Raw genomic sequence first — 18,843 nt, 5'->3', positions numbered from 1 at the left:
TCAAATCCGGTCCGGCCGCGGGGCCGGTGAATCGCGGCGCCGATTCAGAGCGTAGGACCACGGGCCGCCCACCGGGCCGGCGTCTCCGTAGATTGCGGCGAGCCCGCCGGCGCGCACCCGGCTGGTACCGTGGCGCTCGCTGAGCCGCACGACCGTGTTCGGCGGTCCGGCCAGACAGTAGCGGACCGCGCCCCCGTGCGGGGCGCCCGACCGAGGAGGTGAGACCCGTTTCCGTCGTATTGGGCAGGGTGCTCATCCTCCGCGGCCCCGACGCCGAACCGGCATAGACCGCCGCGGGAGCACCCCCACGCTTCCCGAAAGGCCGTCCCATGCCGCATTCGCCGGTCCCCGACCCGTCCTTCACTGCCGACGCCCCGCTCGCGCGGTCCGCACCGGCCTACTCCGCGCTCGTCGCCCGACTGCGCAGCGCCGGCTGCGTCTTCGCCGAGGACGAGGCCGACGTTCTTCTCTCCGCGGCGCTCGACCCCGCCGACCTCGACAAGATGGCCGAGCGGCGCGCCGCGGGTGTTCCGCTTGAGCACGTCGTGGGGTGGGCGGAGTTCGCCGGGCTGCGTGTGGCCGTCGACCCGGGCGTCTTCGTGCCGCGGCGGCGCACCGAGTTCCTCGTGGGCCAGGCCGCACGCCTCGCGCCCGAGCGGCCCGCGGTGGTGGACCTGTGCTGCGGGTCGGGTGCCCTCGGCGCTGCGCTGGCCGCGCTCCGGCCCGGAGCCGAGCTGCACGCCGCCGACGTCGACCCGGCCGCCGTCGCCTGCGCACGGCGCAACGTCGCCGCCTTCGGGGGCGCGGTCTATTCGGGCGACCTCTACGATCCGCTGCCGCGCGGGCTGCGCGGCAGCGTGGACGTGCTGCTGGCCAACGTGCCCTACGTCCCCACGGGCGAGATCGGCCTGCTGCCCGGCGAGGCGCGCGACCACGAGGCCCGCACCGCGCTCGACGGCGGCCCCGACGGGCTGGCGACGCTGCGCCGGGTGAGCGCCGCCGCGCCGGGCTGGCTCGCGCCCGGCGGGCGCCTGCTGTTCGAGACGAGCGAGCGCCAAGCGGAGACCGCCGCGGCGATCGCGGCCGGCGACGGCTTGGACGTGCGCGTGGCCGACGACGAGGAGATCGGCGCCACGGTGGTCGTCGCGACCGCGCCCGGCTGCTGACGGCGCCGACGGCCCCGCCGTCCGTTCCGCCGCCGTGCGTGGCCGCGGAATCACCGCCCGTGCTTCTGCGGGGTGCATCTCGACCTGTTGTGATCCCGATCTCGCCCCCTCTTGACGGGGGTGGATGTTAGCGCTAACAATGTTGCTTACGTCACGGAGGCGTCAAATCCGCGTTTCGAGGAGTTGGACCACGCATGTCGGTACCCGTTGGGCGCAGCCCGGTCATGGCCGATGTCGCACGGCTGGCCGGTGTGTCCCATCAGACCGTCTCGCGTGTGCTCAACGGCCACCCCAACGTGCGCGCCGAGACCCAGGCCCGGGTGCAGTCCGCGATCGAGGAGCTGGGCTACCGGCGCAACTCCTCGGCGCGTGCGCTCGTTACCCGCCGCACCGGCGTGATCGGCGTCGTCGCCTTCGACACCACCCACTACGGGCCCGCGCAGACGCTGTCCGGGATCGAGCACGCCGCACGCGCCGACGGCTACTTCCTCAGCGTGGTGACGCTGCAGACCGTCACCCGCGAGGCGGTGAGCGAGGCGATGGACTACCTCGCCCAGCAGTCGGTCGAGGGCTACATCGTCATCGCGCCCAAGCGCGCGGTCGTCGAAGGGCTGGCGGACCAGCCCGCCGAGCGCCCGGTCGTCGCGGTCGAGGGCGGCGAGGCGCCGGACCTTCCCGTGGTCTGCGTCGACCAGTTCGGAGGCGGGTACCTGGCGACGCGGCACCTGCTCGACCTCGGCCACCGCACCGTCCACCACATCGCCGGGCCCGGCGACTGGCTGGAGGCCGAAGGCCGGATCGCGGGCTGGCGCCGGGCGCTGGAGGAGGCCGGGGCGCCCGTCCCCGATCCGCTGCACGGCGACTGGCGGCCCCGCTCGGGCTACCGGATCGGCGCGCAGTTGGCCGAGGAGCGCGAGGCCACCGCCGTCTTCGTGGCCAACGACCAGATGGCGCTGGGGGCGCTGCGTGCGCTGGGCGAGGCCGGTGTGCGGGTCCCCGACCACGTCAGCGTCATCGGCTTCGACGACATCCCCGAGTCCGAGTTCTTCACCCCGCCGCTGACCACGGTGGCCCAGGACTTCAGCGAAGTGGGCCGCCGGGGGATAGGGCTGCTTATCGACCTGCTGGAGGATGCCACCGACACCGCACCGACGACCCCGGCGCGCAGCGTGGTGCCGGCACGCCTGGTCACCCGCGTCAGCACCGCACCCGCCTGCGCCTAGCCGACCGCGCATCTTGGAGGAACTTCCCGTGAACGAGAATGTTAGCGCTCACAGCGGCGATGTCGTGATCGGCGTCGACTTCGGAACCCTTTCGGGGCGCGCGGTCGTCGTCAGCGTCGCCGACGGCGCCGAGCTCGCCGGTGCCGTACACGAGTTCGAGCACGGCGTCGTCGCGCAGACGCTGCCCGGATCCGACCATCCGCTCGCCCCCGACACCGCGCTGCAGGTCCCCGAGGACTACCGCGCGGTCCTGCGCCACGCGGTGCCCAAGGCGCTTGCGGCGGCGGGCGTGTCCCCCGACCGCGTCGTCGGCATCGGGACCGACTTCACCGCCTGCACGGTGCTGCCCACCACCGCCGACGGAACCCCGCTGTGCGAGCTGGAGGAGTTCGCCGGCCGGCCGCACGCCTACCCCAAGCTCTGGAAGCACCACGCCGCCCAGCGCGAGGCCGACGACATCAACACCCTGGCCGAGGAGCGCGGCGAGCCCTGGCTGTCCCGCTACGGCGGAAAGATCAGCTCGGAGTGGCAGTTCGCCAAGGGCCTCCAGGTGCTGCGCGAGGACCCCGAGGTCTACGGGCGAACCGAGCGCTGGATCGAGGCCGCCGACTGGATCGTGTGGGTGCTGTGCGGCTCCGAGACGCGCAACGTCTGCACCGCCGGGTACAAGGGCATCCACCAGGACGGCGCCTGGCCCGGCCGCGACTACCTGGCCGCGCTCCACCCCGACTTCGCCGGCTTCGCCGAGGAGAAGCTCGCCCACCCGCTCATGCAGCTCGGCGACCGCGCCGGCGGCCTGTCCGCCGCCGCTGCGGCGCTTACCGGCCTGCCCGAGGGCATCGCCGTGTCCGTGGGCAACGTCGACGCCCACGTCACCGCCGCGGCCGCGCAGACCGTCGAGCCGGGCCGGATGCTCGCGGTCATGGGCACCAGCACCTGCCACGTGATGAACGGCGCGTCCTTCGCCGAGGTTCCGGGCATGTGCGGGGCGGTGAAGGACGGCATCGCGCCCGGGTTCTGGGGCTACGAGGCCGGGCAGAGCGGCGTCGGCGACATCTTCGGCTGGTTCGCCGAGAGCTACGCGCCCGCCGAGTACCGCGGTGAGGCCGACGAACTGGGGATCTCCGTCCACGACCTGCTCTCGCGCAAGGCGGCCGACCAGCCGGTCGGCGGCCACGGGCTCGTCGCCCTGGACTGGCACAGCGGCAACCGCTCCGTCCTCGTCGACCACGACCTCTCCGGCGTCCTCTGCGGACTCACGCTGGCGACCCGGCCCGAAGAGGTCTACCGCGCGCTCGTCGAGTCGACCGCCTTCGGCACCCGCACCATCCTCGACGCCTTCGCCGGCTCAGGCGTGCCCGTCGAGGAGTTCACGGTCGCCGGGGGCCTCAAGCGCAACGCTTTCGTCCTGCAGATCTACGCCGACGTGCTCAACCGCCCCCTGGCCATCGCCGACTCCGACCAGGGCCCCGCTCTCGGCTCGGCGATCCACGCGGCGGTGGCGGCCGGCGCCTACGCCGACATCCGCACCGCCTCGGCGGCCATGGGCGGCGCCGCCCGCAACGCCGTCCTGCCCGACCCCGACCGCGCCGCGGCCTACGACCGGCTCTACGCGGTCTACACCGAACTGCACGACCACTTCGGCCGCGGCGGCAGCGACGCCCTGCACACGCTGCGCACCATCCGCAACGAGAGCCTGGCCGACTGACCGTGAAGGACGCCATGACAGCACTGCCCGACCTGTCCGCGCACTCCGCCGAAGCGCTGGACGCCGCCCGCGCCCGGGTGTGCGCCCTGCACGCCGAGCTGACCCGGTGGAACCTCGTCACCTGGACCAGCGGCAACATCTCCGAGCGCGTGCCCGGCACCGGCCTCATCGTCATCAAGCCCAGCGGCGTCACCTACGAGGACCTGACGCCCGACTCGATGGTCGTCTGCGACCTGCAGGGCCAGCGGGTCGACGGCCGGCACGCGCCTTCCAGCGACACCGACGCCCACGCCTACGTCTACCGGCACATGCCCGAGGTCGGCGCGGTCGTGCACACGCACAGCACCTACGCCACCGCCTGGGCCGCTCGCAGCGAACCCGTCCCCTGCGCCATCACGGCGATGGCCGACGAGTTCGGCGACGACATCCCCGTCGGCCCGTTCGCCCTGATCGGCGGCGACGACATCGGCCGCGGCATCGTCGCCACCCTCGACGGCCACCGCTCGCCCGCCGTGCTGATGGCCAAGCACGGTGTATTCACCGTGGGCAAGGACGCCAAGGCCGCCGTCAAGGCCGCCGTGATGTGCGAGGACGTCGCCCGGACCGTTCACCTGGCACGCGAGCACGGTCCGGTCGAGCGCCTGCCGCAGGAGCACATCGACGCCCTCTACGCCCGCTACCAGAACGTCTACGGCCAGAGAGAAGGTTCGGACTCGTGAGCGAACGCCTTCCCACCATCGGGATCCTCGGCATCATGCAGCCCCTCTACGACGACATGATCCCGGGCATCACCGACCGGCAGGCCGGCTACGCGCGCCAGATCGCCGACAGCCTCGCCGACATCGCCGACTGCGTCGTCTCCGACCCCGTGCGCGGGCGCGCCGACGCCGAGCGGGAGATGCGGGCCTTCGAGAACGACGACCTCGACGGCGTCCTGGTCGTCATGCTCACCTACGGCCCCTCGCTGCGTGTGACGCGCGTGCTGAACGAGGCGCGGGTGCCGCTGTGCCTGGCGAACATCCAGCCCGACCCGGTGGTCACACCGGAGTGGGACATGGCCGACATGACCTACAACCAGGGCATCCACGGCGCACAGGACACCGCCAACGCCATGGTGCGGGCCGGTCGTGCGTTCGACGTCATCACCGAGGAGTGGCCCGGCGACGCCTTCCGCGAGCGCGTGGGCCGCTGGGCGCGCGCCGCCCGCGCGGTCACCGCCTGGAAGCGGCTCAAGGTGGGTGTATTCGGCTACGCCATGAACGGCATGGGCGACGCCCGCGTCGACGAGACCGCCTGGATGCGCAAGCTCGGTCCCGAGATCGAGGTCATCGCTCCCGGTGCGCTGCACCGCACCATGGCCCAGCTGCCCTCGTCGGCCGTCGACGCGCTGATGGCCGAGGAGGACGAGCGCTTCACCGTCGACGAGCGGCTGTCCAAGGACGAGCGCGAGGACCACGCCCGCATGCAGCTGGGCATCGAGCGGCTGCTCGTCGAGCACGGGTGCGGCGCCTACTCCACGCACTTCGACGCCATCGGCGAGGACGGCAGGTTCGCCCGGCTGCCCATGGCCTCGGCGTCCAGCCTCATGGCCGACGGCTACGGGTTCGCCGGCGAGGGCGACGCGCTGGCCGCGTCCATCGTCTACGCCGGCCACCAGCTCGCCGGCGACGGCCACTTCACCGAGATGTACGCGATGGACTTCCCCTCGGACTCCATCCTGATGAGCCACATGGGCGAGGGGAACTGGAAGGTCGCCCGCGACGACGAGCCGGTACGGCTCATCAAGCGCCCGCTGGGCATCGGGGGCCTGGACGACCCGCCCACCCTGCTCTTCCGCATCCAACCCGGCCCCGCCACCCTCGCCTCCCTGGTGGCGCTCGGCGGCGAGCGCTTCCGGCTGGTGGTCGCCGAGGGCGAGGTCCTGGACTCCCAGGTGCTCCCGGCGCTGGAGATGCCCTACGGCCAGTTCCGCCCCTCCTCGGGTGTGCGCGGCTGCATGGACGGCTGGCTGCGCGCCGGGGGAACCCACCACATGGTCATGAACCTGGGGCGCACCGCCGACGACTGGAGAGTGTTCTGCGACCTGGCCGGCATCGAGTTCGTCCAGGTCTGATCGACCGGGGCGTCCGCGGCCCGCGGACGCCCCGCCGCACACCGGCGGGCCGTACCGGGACCACACCGGACGGCGGGCCGGCACCGGCCGGTGACGCAGAGGACGCCGCAGGCCCCGACCGGCCGCGGCGCCCGACCCGCACACCCGCTCCTGTCGACAGCACGTACAGCACCGGCACCGAAAGCACACCCGCAGCGCGCGGAGCCTCGCGCGAAGGCCTACCGCAGGCGGCCCCGCTCGCCTCGCGGCGGCCCGCAGGTGCGGCGCACCGCCGCACCCCCGGACAAGTCCAGCGGTCTCTCGGGGGACGGCCGCACCAGCGCAGCGAGAGCAGAGGAGTCGCCATGCGCAGACGAGACACCACCGGCCCCGGGCCGGCCCCCGACCTGGGGCGGCGCGCGTTCCTGGCCGGCGGTCCGACCGCGGCCCGCGAACTCTGAAGCCCCGAACCGCCACCCGCCCGCCTCCGACACAGCGCCCCGGACCCTGGGGGGAGAACCGCGAATGCTGCACGCGTCGATGACCATCGACCCCGCCTTCCGCGTCGCGCCCGTGCACCGCCGCACCTTCGGCTCGTTCGTCGAGCACATGGGCCGCTGCGTCTACACCGGGATCTACGAGCCCGGCCACCCCACCGCCGACGCCGACGGCTTCCGCACCGACGTGGCCGACCTCGTCCGCGAGCTGGGCGTCACCACCGTGCGCTACCCCGGCGGCAACTTCGTCTCCGGCTACCGCTGGGAGGACGGCGTCGGTCCCAAGGACCAGCGACCGTTGCGGCGCGAGCTGGCCTGGCACTCCACCGAGACCAACCAGTTCGGCCTGGACGAGTTCATGACCTGGACCCGCCGGCTGGGCATCGAGCCGATGATGGCCGTCAACCTGGGCACCCGCGGCCTCCAGGAGGCCGTCGACCTGCTTGAGTACGCCAACCACCCCGGCGGAACGGAGCTGTCGGACCGGCGCGTGGCCAACGGCAGCCCCCGGCCGCACGGCATCCGCATGTGGTGCCTGGGCAACGAGATGGACGGCCCCTGGCAGATCGGCCACAAGACCGCGCACGAGTACGGCCGGCTGGCGGCCGAGGTCGCGCGCGCCATGCGGATGAGCGACCCGGGCTTGGAGCTGGTGGCCTGCGGATCCTCGGGTCCGGAGATGGCGACCTTCGGCGCATGGGAGGCCGAGGTGCTGGAGCAGACCTACGACCACGTCGACTACATCTCCCTGCACTCCTACTACGAGGAGCACGACGGCGACCTGGCCGGCTTTCTGGCCTCCGGCGCCGAGATGGACCACTTCATCGAGTCCGTGGTCGCCACCGCCGACGCCGTGCGCGCCAAACTGGGCGCCAAGAAGCGGATCCAGCTCTCGTTCGACGAGTGGAACGTGTGGTACCGCAGGCGGCACCACGCCACGGACCCGGGCACCGATTGGCCGGTCGCGCCCCGCGTCATCGAGGACCGCTACCACGTCGCCGACGCCGTGGTCTTCGGCAGCCTGCTCATCTCGCTGCTGCGCCACAGCGACCGCGTCACCGCGGCGAGCCTCGCCCAGCTCGTCAACGTCATCGCGCCGATCATGACCGAGCCCGGCGGGCCCGCCTGGCGCCAGACCACCTTCCACCCGTTCGCGCTGACCGCGGCCAACGCGTCCGGCACCGTGCTGCGGGTGGAGCCGCAGAGCCCGGTGCGCGAGACCGCCCGCTACGGCGAGGTCCCGCTCGTCGACGCGGTCGCCACCCACGACCCCGACAAGGGCGAAGCCGCCGTCTTCCTGGTCAACCGCGCCACGGACGATCACGTCTCCGTCGACGTGGACCTGCGCGGCCTGGACGCCGAGGGCGTCGCCTCGTGCCTGACGCTGCACGACGACGACGTCTACGCCGCCAACACCCGCGAGCGGCCCGACCGCGTCGTGCCGCGCGAGAACGAAGACGTCCGACTGGAGGACGGCCGCCTCAGCGCCGTCCTCCCGCCGGTCTCGTGGACGGTTCTCAAGCTCGCCCTCCCGCGCGCTTGAGCGCCGCCCGCACCCGCACAGAACCCCCCAACCCCCATCATGAGGAGCACACGATGAAGCGGACCCCCTCCGCCATCCTGTCCGCGGCCCTGGCCGCGGTCATGGCGCTTGTGCTGACCGCCTGCGGCGGCGTCGGAGACGCCGCCCAGCAGTCAGGAGAGAACGGCACCGTCGGGATCGCGATGCCGACCAAGTCGTCCGACCGCTGGGTCGCCGACGGTAAGAACATGGTCCGGCTGTTCAAGGAAGCCGGCTACGGCACCGACCTGCAGTACGCCGAGGACGTGGTCGAGGACCAGGTCTCCCAGATCGAGAACATGATCACCCGCGGCGTGGACGCCCTGGTCATCGCCGCCATCGACGGCGAGGCGCTCACCGACGTGCTGCAGATGGCCGCCGACAACGACATCCCGGTCATCTCCTATGACCGCCTGATCAACGGCAGCGAGCACGTCGACTACTACGCGACCTTCGACAACTTCCAGGTGGGAGTGCTGCAGGCCTCCTACATCGAGGAGTCCCTCGACCTGAAGAACGAGGAGGGCCCCTTCAACATCGAGCTGTTCGGCGGCTCGCCCGACGACAACAACGCCTACTTCTTCTACGACGGCGCCATGTCGGTGCTCCAGCCCTACATCGACGAGGGAAAGCTGGAGGTCCGCAGCGGCCAGACCGAGATGGACCAGATCGCCACCATGCGCTGGAGCGGCGCCAAGGCCCAGTCGCGCATGGACAACCTGCTCAGCTCGCACTACTCCAACAAGCAGCTCGACGCGGTCCTGTCGCCCTACGACGGCATCAGCATCGGCGTCATCTCCTCGCTGAAGGCCGTGGGCTACGGCAGCGAGGACCGGCCCCTGCCGGTGATCACCGGCCAGGACGCCGAACTGGCCTCCGTCAAGTCGATCATCGCCGGCGAGCAGACCCAGACGGTCTTCAAGGACACCCGCAAGCTCGCCGAGGTGGCCGTCAACATGACCGACGCGGTTCTCAACGGCGAGAAGCCGAAGGTCAACGACACCGAGAGCTACGACAACGGCAAGAAGGTCGTGCCCGCCCACCTGCTGGAGCCCGTCTCGGTCGACGAGGACAACTACGAGGAGGCCCTCATCGACAGCGGCTACTACGAAAAGTCGGAGCTCTCGTGAGGCGGTGCCGGAAATGAGCATCCTGCTGCGGATGCGCGGCATCACCAAGGAGTTCCCCGGTGTCGTCGCGCTGGACAACGTCGAGCTGGCGGTCGAACACGGCGAGATCCACGCCCTCATGGGCGAGAACGGCGCCGGCAAGTCGACCCTGATGAAGGTGCTCAGCGGCGTCTACCCGCACGGCGACTACTCCGGCGAGATCCTGCTGGACGGCGAGGAGTGCTCGTTCAACGGCATCAGCGACAGCGAGAAGGCCGGGATCGCCATCATCCACCAGGAGTTGGCGCTGGTCCCGCAGCTGTCGGTGGCCGAGAACATCTACCTCGGCAACGAGCGCACGCGCGGCCCCGGTTTCATCGACTGGGGCCGCACGGCCTCGATGGCGCGCGAGGTGCTCCGACGCGTCGGCCTGGACGAGGACCCGACGGCGCCGGTTTCGGCGCTCAGCGTGGGCCGCCAGCAGCTCGTCGAGATCGCCAAGGCGCTGTCCAAGCGCGTGCGGCTGCTCATCCTGGACGAGCCGACCTCGGCGCTGAACGAGGCCGAGAGCGACAACCTGCTGGGGCTCCTGCTGGAGCTCAAGGAGCAGGGGATCACCTCGATCCTGATCTCCCACAAGCTCGGCGAGGTCACCCGGGTCGCCGACTCGGTGACCGTGCTGCGCGACGGAAAGGCCATCGAGACGCTCTCGACCTCCGCGGGCCGCGTGGAGGAGGACCGCATCATCCGCGGGATGGTCGGCCGGGACCTGGACGAGCGCTACCCCGAGCGCGCCGCCGACATCGGCGAGGTGCGCTTCGAGGTGCGCGACTGGACCGTCGACCACCCCACCCAGGTGGGCAGGCGGGTGGTCGACGGCGCCGGGCTGGAAATCCGGCGCGGCGAGATCGTGGGCCTGGCCGGGCTGATGGGCGCCGGCCGCACCGAGTTGGCGATGAGCGTGTTCGGGCGGTCCTACGGGCGCTACGTGGACGGCACCGTCTACAAGGACGGCAAGCCCGTGCATCTGCGCGACGTCGGCGACGCCATCGCCGCGGGGATCGCCTACGTGCCCGAGGACCGCAAGGAGCTCGGGCTGATCCTGGACGACGACATCCGGCGCAACCTGACCCTGGCCGGGCTGCACCGCGTCAGCAGGCGCGCGGTCATCGACCCCGCCCGCGAAGCCGTCGCGGCCGAGGAGATGCGGGCGGGGATGCGGGTCAAGAGCAACGGCGTCTTCCAGACGACCGGCGATCTCAGCGGCGGCAACCAGCAGAAGGTCGTGCTGGGCAAGTGGATGTTCGCCGAGCCCGACCTGCTGATCCTGGACGAGCCCACGCGCGGCATCGACGTCGGCGCCAAGTACGAGATCTACGTGATCGTGCAGCGTCTGGCCGCCGAGGGCGCGTGCGTGCTGCTCATCTCCTCGGAACTGCCCGAGCTGCTGGGCATGTGCGACCGCGTCTACGCCATGTGCGAGGGGCGGATCACCGGGGAGGTGCCGCGCGACAAGGCCGACCAGGAGACCCTGATGAAGCTGATGACCACGACGAAGGCGTGACTGGCCATGCAATCAACACCACTTCTGCGCACACTGCGCGACCTGGTGCGCAACAACGCGCGGCAGTACGGCATGGTGATCGCGCTGGCGGTCATCGTCGTGCTGTTCCAGATCCTCACCGGCGGCCTGCTCCTGCGGCCGCTGAACATCACCAACGTGATCATGCAGAACTCCTACGTGCTGATCCTGGCCGTGGGGATGATGCTGGTCATCATCACCGGCCACATCGACCTGTCGGTGGGCTCGGTGGTGGCGTTCACGGGTGCGGCGTCGACCGTGCTCATGACCGGCTGGGGGCTGCCGCCGCTGGTGGTCGTACCGCTCGCGCTGGCCATGGGCGGCCTGATCGGCGCCTGGCAGGGGTTCTGGATCGCCTACGTGCGCATCCCGGCGTTCATCGTCACCCTCGCCGGGATGCTCATCTTCCGCGGCGCCACCCTGATCGTGCTGGGCGGGCGCTCGATCGGCCCGCTCCCGCAGTCGGTGCGCATGTGGGCCAGCGGGTTCGTTCCCGGATTCACCGAGGGGCCGCACCTGCTGACGCTCGCGCTGGGCGCCGCCGGGTCGGCCGCCCTCGTCTGGGTCCAGTGGCGGGTGCGCGCACGCAACCTGGCGCACGGCCTGCCCGCCTCCTCGGCCGCGCTGACCGCGGCCAAGGCGGCGGCGACCGTGGCCGTGGTGATGCTGTTCTCCTACGCCCTGGCCGACTACAACGGGATCCCGATCGTGGGGCTGCTGCTGCTCGTCCTCATCGTGGGCTACTCCTTCCTGATGAAGTCGACCACCGCGGGCCGGCGCATCTACGCCGTGGGCGGCAGCGAGAAGGCCGCCCGCCTCTCCGGTGTGAAGACCAAGCGCACCACGTTCTGGGTGTTCGTCAACATGGGCGTGCTCTCGGCACTGGCGGGCCTGGTCTTCACCGCGCGGCTCAACGCCGCCACCCCGGGCGCCGGCGAGATGTTCGAGCTGGACGCGATCGCTGCGGCGTTCATCGGCGGGGCCTCGGCCTCTGGCGGTGTGGGCACCGTGATCGGCGCCGTGGTCGGCGCGCTGGTCATGGGCGTGATGAACAACGGCATGTCCATCATCGGGCTGGGTGTGGACTGGCAGCAGGCCATCAAGGGCCTGGTGCTGCTCGCGGCCGTGGCGTTCGACATCTACAACAAGCAGCGGGTCGGGTACGGGCGCGCCGGCGGGACCGCCGGCAGGAAGGGCTCGGGATCCGGGCCGCTGCCGCCGGAACAGGCGGAGGACTCCGCTTCCCGGAAGCACAAGGAGGGCTCCGCCGAGGCGGCCGCTCCGGCACCGCCGCGGTGAGCCGGGGGCGCGCGGCGGGGCACCGCCGCGCCGCGCGCCCCGGCCCGCCCCCGGCGTCCACAGCCCGGTATCGGGGGTCGGAGGCATCGGTTCCACGAACTACGCTGGGGACCGTGGCCGGCAGGATCAGAGACGAAGACGTCGCACTTGTGCGCGAGCGCACGCCCATCGCCGACGTGGTGGGGGAGTACCTGCAGTTGCGCAATGCGGGCGGCGGCTCGCTGAAGGGGCTGTGCCCCTTCCATGACGAGAAGTCGCCCTCCTTCAACGTCACCCCCGCCCGCGGCCTCTACTACTGCTTCGGGTGCGGCGAGGGCGGCGACGTCATCCGCTTCATCCAGCAGATCGAGAGCCTCAGCTTCGTCGAGGCCGTGGAGTCGCTGGCCCAGCAGAGCGGCATCCGGCTCCGCTACGAACAGGGCGGATACACCTCCCGCAGCAACGACCAGGGCCAGCGCCAGCGGCTCATCGAGGCCCACCGCGAGGCCCAGCGCTTCTACGCCGACCGGTTGCTGGCCCCCGCCGCCCAGGAGGGCCGCCGCTTCCTCGGCGAGCGCGGGTTCGGCCGCGCCGACGCCGAGTACTTCGGTGTGGGCTATGCGCCCGGCGGCTGGGAGGCGCTCACCGCCCACCTGCGCGACAAGGGCTTCACCGACCAGGAGATCATCACCGCGGGCCTGGCCGGCCAGGGCCGCCGAGGCGCCTACGACAAGTTCCGCAACCGGCTGGTGTGGCCGGTCCGCGAGGTCACCGGCGAGATCGTGGGCTTCGGCGCCCGCAAGCTCGACCCCGGCGACGACGGTCCCAAGTACCTCAATACGCCCGAGACCCCGATCTTCAAGAAGGGCCATCTGCTCTACGGCCTCGACCTCGCCAAGCGCGAGATCTCCCGCGACCGCAAGGCCGTGATCGTCGAGGGCTACACCGACGTCATGGCCTGCCATCTGGCCGGGGTCACCACCGCCGTGGCCACCTGCGGGACCTCCTTCGGCGAGGACCATCTCAAGGTGCTGCGCCGCATGCTGCTGGGCCGCTCCAACCAGGGCGGCGAGGTCGTGTTCACCTTCGACGGCGACGCCGCCGGCCGCAAGGCCGCGGTGCGGGCCTTCGCCGAGGAGCACGGGTTCGCCTCCGAGACCTTCGTGGCCGTCCAGCCCGACGGCCTCGACCCCTGCGACCTTCGCCAGCGCCAGGGCGACGCCGCGGTGCGCGACCTCGTCGCCGACCGCAAGCCGCTGTACGAGTTCATGATCCGCACGGTCATCGAGCAGTACGACCTCGACACCGCCGAAGGGCGCATGGCCGGCCTCGACGCCGCAGCCGAGATCGTGGCCAGCATCCGCCACGAGGGCGTGCGCAAGCTCTACGGCGTCAACCTGGACCACTGGCTGGGCATCATGGACGAGGCGTTCGTGCAGCGGCGGGTGGACCAGCATGTGGCGGCCCGCCGCGGCCGCCCGGGCGGCGGCTCGGCGCGGCGCCCCGCGCCCCAAGCGCCGCCGGGAGCCGCCGAGTCCGCGCCCTACGACCTGCGCGACCCCTCGCTGCAGCGCGAGCGCCAGGCGCTGAAGATCGCCGTGCAGTACCCCTCGCTGGCCGCCGAGTTCGACGAGTTGGACGCCGAGTCGTTCAGCGTGCCCCAGCATCGCGCCGTCTGCGAGCTGATCGACTCCCGGGGCGGTGTCGCCGCGGCGGGCGAGCCCCGGCAGTGGGCGGCCGGGCTGTGCGACGCCGCCTCCGACGAGGCGCAGCGGGCGTTCGTCACGCGGCTGGCGGTCGAGCCGATGGAGGTCTACGGAGAACTCGACGAGCATTACGCCCAGGAAATCCTAGGCACAATCAAGATTCATTCCATCAATCGCCGAGTTGCAAACCTGAAATCGCGTCTGGGGCGGCTGGACCCCTCCGCCCAGGCCGAGGAGTACCAGCGGGTATTCACCGAGCTGATGGCCGTTGAGCAGGAGCGGCGCCTGATGCGCGAGCGGTCGGCAGGTGCCACGTAGCACCCAGGTGACAAAAATAGTCCTCACCATTCAGGGCCCCGGTCGGGCACACTGTAAGAGTGGCTCTAACGGTGCTGCCCGGCGAAATGCCACCGATCACCCAGGTGGCGCAACTGGTCGCGGGCGCGGGCTCCGGGGAGACGGTGACCGTGGCCGACGTCGCCGCCGTCCTGGACCGTCTCGACGCCCCTCCCGAGTCGCTTGACCAGGTGGTGCGCGGTCTTGCCCAGCAGGGGGTCGACGTCGTCGACCCCGCGGCAGAGGACGACCCCGCCCCGGCCTCCGACCTCGGGCGCAGAGCACCAGCCGGCGACCTCGTGCGCATCTACCTGCGTGAGATCGGGCGGGTTCCGCTGCTCACGGCAGAAGAAGAAGTAGACCTTGCGAAATCCATCGAAGCCGGCCTCTTCGCCGCCGAGAAGCTGCGCCGGCCCGGACCCCGCACGGGGCCCGACGACGCTCTGGACCTCGAAATCGTCGCCGGCGAGGGCGAGCGCGCCAAGGCGCGGCTCATCGAGGCCAACCTGCGCCTGGTGGTCTCCATCGCCAAGCGCTACCTGGGCCGCGGCCTGCTGCTGCTGGACCTGGTGCAGGAGGGCAATCTCGGTCTGATCCGCGCGGTCGAGAAGTTCGACTACACCAAAGGGTTCAAGTTCTCGACCTATGCCACCTGGTGGATCCGGCAGGCCATCACCCGGGCCATCGCCGACCAGGCGCGCACCATCCGCATCCCGGTGCACATGGTCGAGACCATCAACCGGCTCCTGCGGGTGCAGCGCCAGCTGCACCAGGAACTGGGCCGCGAGCCCACCCCCGTCGAGATCTCGGGCGAGCTCGGGTTCGGCGACGACCGGGTGCAGGAGATCCAGCGCATCGCCCAGGAACCCGTGTCGCTGCAGGCTCCCATCGGCGAGGAGGACTCCGACTTCGGCGACTTCATCGAGGACACCGACGCCGTCGTGCCCGCCGACGCCGCCGCGTTCACCATGCTGCAGGACCGGCTGGTGGCGCTGCTCGGCGGCCTCAGCGACCGCGAGCAGCGCATCATCCAGCTGCGCTTCGGCTTGCGCGACGGGCACCAGCACACGCTGGAGGAGGTCGGCCGGGAGTTCGGGGTCACCCGGGAGCGCATCCGCCAGATCGAGGCCAAGACCCTGGCCAAGCTGCGCCACCCGTCGCTGGCCCAGACCCTGCGCGACTTCCTGGAGTCCTAGCGGTCCGGGGCGCGGACCCCGGGCCCGGTCCAGGGCCGGGTCACGTCGACGCCCCGAGCCGCACGCCCACCGGCGAGGGGTTGAGGCGGGCGAAGGCCTCTTGGCGCTCGTAGGGGTAGTAGGGATAGGGCGCGGTTCGCGCACTTGCGGCGTCGAGCCGCGCCTCCTGTTCGGCGGTGAGCGTCCAGCCGACCGCGCCGAGGTTGTCCCGAAGCTGCGCCTCGTTGCGTGCGCCGACGATGACCGAGGAGACCGTGGGCCGCCCGAGCAGCCAGTTGAGCGCGACTTGCGGAACGGACGCGCCGGCCTCCTCCGCGATCTCGTCGAGGACGTCCACGATCCGGTAGAGCCGCTCGTCGTCCACCGGGGGACCGAACTCCGCGGTCCGGTGCAGGCGGCTGCCCTCCGGCAGAGGGCTGCTGCGGCGGACGCTCCCGGTGAGGCGCCCCCACCCCAGAGGGCTCCACACCATCGCGCCGACCCCCTGGTCGAGACCGAGGGGCATCAGCTCCCACTCGTAGTCGCGGCCGACCAGCGAGTAGTAGACCTCGTGGGCAACGTAGCGCGGGCGGCCGCGGTCGTCGGCGATCGCGAGCGACTTCATCAGCTGCCAGCCGGAGAAGTTGGAGGCGCCGACGTAGCGCACCTTGCCGGACCGGACCAGGTCGTCCAGAGCGCTCAGCACCTCCTCTACCGGGGTGGCGGCGTCGAAGGCGTGCATCTGGAACAGGTCGATGTAGTCGGTGCCGAGGCGGCGCAGCGAGGCTTCGCAGGCCCGGATCAGCCGCGAGCGCGACGAGCCCGCGTCGCCGGGCCCCTCTCCCATGGGCAGGCTGGTCTTGGTGGACAGGAGCACCTCGTCCCGGCGGCCGCGGACCGCCGCGCCCAGCACCTCCTCCGAGGCGCCGTCGGAGTAGACGTCGGCGGTGTCGAAGAGGGTGGCCCCGGCTTCGAGGCAGATGTCCACCAGGCGGCGGGCCTCGGCGGCGCCGGTGTCGCCCCAGGCGCCGAAGAGCGGTCCGCGGCCGCCGAACGTGCCGGCGCCGAAGCTCAATGCGGGAACGCGCAGTCCTGATGCGCCGAGTTGGCGGTACTCCATAGGTATTCCTTCCGGGCCGCAAGTTAACGGTACTGTTGTTCCGTTAGTATGGAAACCTAGCAGAAGTCGGACGACTAATGAAACTGGAGTTTCGTTATGGCGCTTGGCGGGGTGGAGCCGGGGCACACGCGCCCGGGCGGGCGCACGGCGCGGGTCAGGGACGCCGTGCTGCGTGCTGCGGGAGACGCTCTGGCTGAGCACGGGATGGACGCCTTGGACCTCGGCGACGTGGCCCGCCGCGCGCAGGTGGGCAAGACCACCGTCTACCGGCGCTGGGGAACCGTCCCCATCCTGGTCGCCGACCTCCTGAGGGACATGGCCGACCAGTCGCTGCCCCGCACGGAGACCGGCTCGCTGCTCGGCGACCTGACCGCCAACGCACGCCTCGTGCAGGAGACGCTGGCCGATGCGCGGCAGGGCGCCCTGTTCAAGGCCGTGATCGCCGCGGCGACCTGCGACGCGGCGACGGCCCGGGCCCTGCACGCCTTCTATGCCACACGCGTCGGCGAGTGGGCGCCGTGCGTGGAGCAGGCCGTCGACCGCGGCGAACTCCCTCCGGGGACCGACCCGCACGAGGTGGTCCGGGCCGTGTCCGCGCCGCTGTACTACAGCCTGCTGTGCACCGGCGGCGCCCTCGACGCTGCGGCAGCCGACCGCGCCGCAGCCGCCGCGGCGGCCGCGGCGCGAGCGGGACTCCACGTCCGGAGCGGAGACTGAGGCGGCCGGGGGCGGTGCGGGGTTCGGCGCATAGGGCCGGGAGCGGGAGTGCTGCCGACGCCGGGGCCGCGGCCCCGCGCGGCCGGAATCGGCCTGCCGAGGGGGCGCCGAAGCGGCTACGTTGGCGGGTGTGATGTGCCAGGCGAGTGCGCGGAGGCGGCGGTCGCGCGCGCCGCGCACCCCTACCGGCCGTCTGCTGCTGGGCGCGGGGGCAGCGGCGCTGTCCGCCGTGCTCGCGGCGGGCGCCCTGGCCGCCGTCGACGTCCTCAGGAGCGGACCGAGCACCGTGCACCGCATCGCCTATTTCGCCGACTGGAACACCGCCGCCCGCGGCTACAGCATCGCCGACGTCGCCGACAGCGGCGCGGCGGCCCGGCTCACCCGGCTGATGTGGGCCTTCGGTGAGATCGACGAGCAGGGCCGCTGCCACGTCCCCCATGACGCGGACTGGCTGCTGTACCAGCGGCGCTACGACGCCGCCGGCAGCGTCGACGGGCGGGCGGACTCCTACGAGCAGCGGCTCGCCGGGGGCCTCAACCAGCTGCGCAAGCTGCGGGAGCAGCACCCGGGCCTCGGCGCCAGCATCTCGCTGGGCGGCTGGAACACCTCCATCCACTTCTCCACGGCGGCGCGTACCGAGCGCTCCCGCGAGGAGTTCGTCTCCTCCTGCCTGGACCTGTGGCTGCGCGGCGACCTTCCCGTGCGCGACGGCGAGCCGCAGGGCGGCCGGGGCGCGGCGGCCGGCGTCTTCGACGGCGTCGACCTGGACTGGGAGTGGCCCGGCGGCGACGGGCACGCCGACAACGTCGAGCACCCCGAGGACCGGCGGAACTTCACCCTCCTCGTGCGCGAGTTCCGGCGCCAGCTCGACGCCCTGGAGCGCGAGACCGGCCGGGAGTACACGCTGTCGGCATCGCTGCCCGGCGACACCGAGCGGATGGAGGCGGGCTACGAGGCGGAGGCCTTCGAACCGCTGGACGTCGCAACGGTTCAGGGCTACGACCTCACCGGGCCCTGGAGCGACGTGACCGGCCACCACGCCCAGCTTCACGCGGGCGAGGCCGCCGCGCCCGCGGAGAGCGTGCACAGCGCCGTCCAGGGCTATCTGAGCCACGGCCTGCCCGCCGAGAAGCTCGTGGTGGGCTTTCCCGGCTTCGGCCGCGGCTGGCGCGGCGTGCCCCGGGGCCCCTCGTTCGGCCGCGGCGAGACCGCCGAAGCTCCGGCGTCGGGCGAGTACGGCGAGGACGCCGCCTCTTACGCCGAACTGCAGCGGCGCGGCGGGCGGCGCTTCCTCGACCCCGTCAACGGCGCGTACTGGCTGGTCGACGGCGGCGAGTGGTGGTCCTACGACACACCCGCGACCGTGGCCGTCAAGGGCGCCTACGTCCGCGAACGCGGCCTCGGCGGGCTCATGCTGTGGAACCTGGACATGGACCCCGAAGGCGAGCTCGTGCGCGCGATGGACCGGAGCCTCGAACCGGGCGGCGAACCGGACACGCCCGGGTAGCCGGCACATCACCGTCGATCTTGTAGCCATCGCAAACGGCAATCGATTGCCTTCACGATGGCTACA

Annotated in this window: 14 protein-coding genes; 13 read left to right on the top strand and 1 reads right to left on the bottom strand. The window is 71.8% G+C overall.

Annotated features, from left to right (window positions below; genetic code table 11):
* Nucleotides 1-329: 329 nt before the first annotated feature.
* The 11 genes from RM446_RS08150 (at nt 330) to rpoD (ending at nt 15,454) form a co-directional block, all read left to right on the top strand.
* Entirely contained in the window at nt 330-1,166 is an 837-nt protein-coding gene (locus RM446_RS08150) for a putative protein N(5)-glutamine methyltransferase (protein ID WP_311544563.1), read from the top strand.
* Between the two features lie 194 nt (nt 1,167-1,360).
* Entirely contained in the window at nt 1,361-2,389 is a 1,029-nt protein-coding gene (locus tag RM446_RS08145) for a LacI family DNA-binding transcriptional regulator (protein ID WP_311544562.1), read from the top strand.
* A 28-nt stretch (nt 2,390-2,417) separates the two neighbouring features.
* On the top strand, nt 2,418-4,097 hold the full coding sequence (araB, locus tag RM446_RS08140; RefSeq protein WP_311544561.1) for a ribulokinase: 1,680 nt from the start codon (nt 2,418-2,420) through the stop codon (nt 4,095-4,097).
* A 14-nt stretch (nt 4,098-4,111) separates the two neighbouring features.
* Nucleotides 4,112-4,816, top strand: a complete 705-nt coding sequence (locus tag RM446_RS08135) for an L-ribulose-5-phosphate 4-epimerase (protein WP_311544560.1) — start codon at nt 4,112-4,114, stop codon at nt 4,814-4,816.
* A 35-nt stretch (nt 4,817-4,851) separates the two neighbouring features.
* The gene (locus RM446_RS08130; protein WP_311544667.1) at nt 4,852-6,210 is read left to right on the top strand and encodes an L-fucose/L-arabinose isomerase family protein; all 1,359 of its coding nucleotides are present in this window, start codon (nt 4,852-4,854) and stop codon (nt 6,208-6,210) included.
* Nucleotides 6,211-6,714: 504 nt separating this feature from the next.
* Entirely contained in the window at nt 6,715-8,229 is a 1,515-nt protein-coding gene (gene arfA, locus RM446_RS08125; RefSeq protein ID WP_311544559.1) for an arabinosylfuranosidase ArfA, read from the top strand.
* Between the two features lie 53 nt (nt 8,230-8,282).
* Entirely contained in the window at nt 8,283-9,377 is a 1,095-nt protein-coding gene (gene chvE, locus RM446_RS08120; RefSeq protein ID WP_311544558.1) for a multiple monosaccharide ABC transporter substrate-binding protein, read from the top strand.
* A gap of 13 nt (nt 9,378-9,390) precedes the next feature.
* Nucleotides 9,391-10,920: a multiple monosaccharide ABC transporter ATP-binding protein gene (gene mmsA, locus RM446_RS08115; RefSeq protein WP_311544557.1), complete on the top strand. Its 1,530-nt coding sequence runs from the start codon at nt 9,391-9,393 to the stop codon at nt 10,918-10,920.
* 6 nt (nt 10,921-10,926) lie between these two features.
* Nucleotides 10,927-12,237 (top strand): multiple monosaccharide ABC transporter permease, encoded by a 1,311-nt coding sequence (gene mmsB / locus RM446_RS08110; RefSeq protein ID WP_311544556.1) that lies wholly within the window; start codon nt 10,927-10,929, stop codon nt 12,235-12,237.
* A 113-nt stretch (nt 12,238-12,350) separates the two neighbouring features.
* Nucleotides 12,351-14,240 (top strand): DNA primase, encoded by a 1,890-nt coding sequence (gene dnaG / locus RM446_RS08105; protein WP_311544555.1) that lies wholly within the window; start codon nt 12,351-12,353, stop codon nt 14,238-14,240.
* Between the two features lie 86 nt (nt 14,241-14,326).
* Nucleotides 14,327-15,454, top strand: coding sequence for an RNA polymerase sigma factor RpoD (rpoD, locus tag RM446_RS08100; RefSeq protein ID WP_311544554.1), 1,128 nt, complete (start codon nt 14,327-14,329; stop codon nt 15,452-15,454).
* Nucleotides 15,455-15,494: 40 nt separating this feature from the next.
* On the opposite strand, the gene RM446_RS08095 is transcribed toward rpoD, so the two are convergent.
* Complete coding sequence (locus RM446_RS08095; protein ID WP_311544553.1) at nt 15,495-16,553, bottom strand: aldo/keto reductase; 1,059 nt, start codon at nt 16,551-16,553, stop codon at nt 15,495-15,497.
* A 96-nt stretch (nt 16,554-16,649) separates the two neighbouring features.
* Between RM446_RS08095 and RM446_RS08090 the strand changes: the two genes are divergently transcribed.
* Together RM446_RS08090 and RM446_RS08085 are read left to right on the top strand one after the other, a co-directional pair.
* Nucleotides 16,650-17,270, top strand: coding sequence for a TetR/AcrR family transcriptional regulator (locus tag RM446_RS08090; protein ID WP_311544552.1), 621 nt, complete (start codon nt 16,650-16,652; stop codon nt 17,268-17,270).
* Between the two features lie 133 nt (nt 17,271-17,403).
* Nucleotides 17,404-18,777: a glycoside hydrolase family 18 protein gene (locus tag RM446_RS08085; protein WP_311544551.1), complete on the top strand. Its 1,374-nt coding sequence runs from the start codon at nt 17,404-17,406 to the stop codon at nt 18,775-18,777.
* Nucleotides 18,778-18,843 lie beyond the last annotated feature (66 nt).

It is taken from the genome of Streptomonospora wellingtoniae (assembly GCF_031845375.1).
Taxonomy (GTDB): domain Bacteria; phylum Actinomycetota; class Actinomycetes; order Streptosporangiales; family Streptosporangiaceae; genus Streptomonospora; species Streptomonospora wellingtoniae.
The sequence above is the reverse complement of the archived record's forward strand: the minus strand, read 5'-3'. Positions and strand labels throughout refer to the sequence as shown.

What these genes read in the sequence shown, in the direction of transcription:
- RM446_RS08085 (WP_311544551.1), top strand. Translation starts at nt 17,404, where the DNA reads ATGTGCCAGGCGAGTGCGCGGAGGCGGCGGTCGCGCGCGCCGCGCACC.
- RM446_RS08135 (WP_311544560.1), top strand. Translation starts at nt 4,112, where the DNA reads ATGACAGCACTGCCCGACCTGTCCGCGCACTCCGCCGAAGCGCTGGAC.
- chvE (WP_311544558.1), top strand. Translation starts at nt 8,283, where the DNA reads ATGAAGCGGACCCCCTCCGCCATCCTGTCCGCGGCCCTGGCCGCGGTC.
- rpoD (WP_311544554.1), top strand. Translation starts at nt 14,327, where the DNA reads ATGCCACCGATCACCCAGGTGGCGCAACTGGTCGCGGGCGCGGGCTCC.
- RM446_RS08130 (WP_311544667.1), top strand. Translation starts at nt 4,852, where the DNA reads ATGCAGCCCCTCTACGACGACATGATCCCGGGCATCACCGACCGGCAG.
- mmsB (WP_311544556.1), top strand. Translation starts at nt 10,927, where the DNA reads ATGCAATCAACACCACTTCTGCGCACACTGCGCGACCTGGTGCGCAAC.
- RM446_RS08090 (WP_311544552.1), top strand. Translation starts at nt 16,650, where the DNA reads ATGGCGCTTGGCGGGGTGGAGCCGGGGCACACGCGCCCGGGCGGGCGC.
- arfA (WP_311544559.1), top strand. Translation starts at nt 6,715, where the DNA reads ATGCTGCACGCGTCGATGACCATCGACCCCGCCTTCCGCGTCGCGCCC.
- RM446_RS08145 (WP_311544562.1), top strand. Translation starts at nt 1,361, where the DNA reads ATGTCGGTACCCGTTGGGCGCAGCCCGGTCATGGCCGATGTCGCACGG.
- RM446_RS08095 (WP_311544553.1), bottom strand. Translation starts at nt 16,553, where the DNA reads ATGGAGTACCGCCAACTCGGCGCATCAGGACTGCGCGTTCCCGCATTG.
- mmsA (WP_311544557.1), top strand. Translation starts at nt 9,391, where the DNA reads ATGAGCATCCTGCTGCGGATGCGCGGCATCACCAAGGAGTTCCCCGGT.
- RM446_RS08150 (WP_311544563.1), top strand. Translation starts at nt 330, where the DNA reads ATGCCGCATTCGCCGGTCCCCGACCCGTCCTTCACTGCCGACGCCCCG.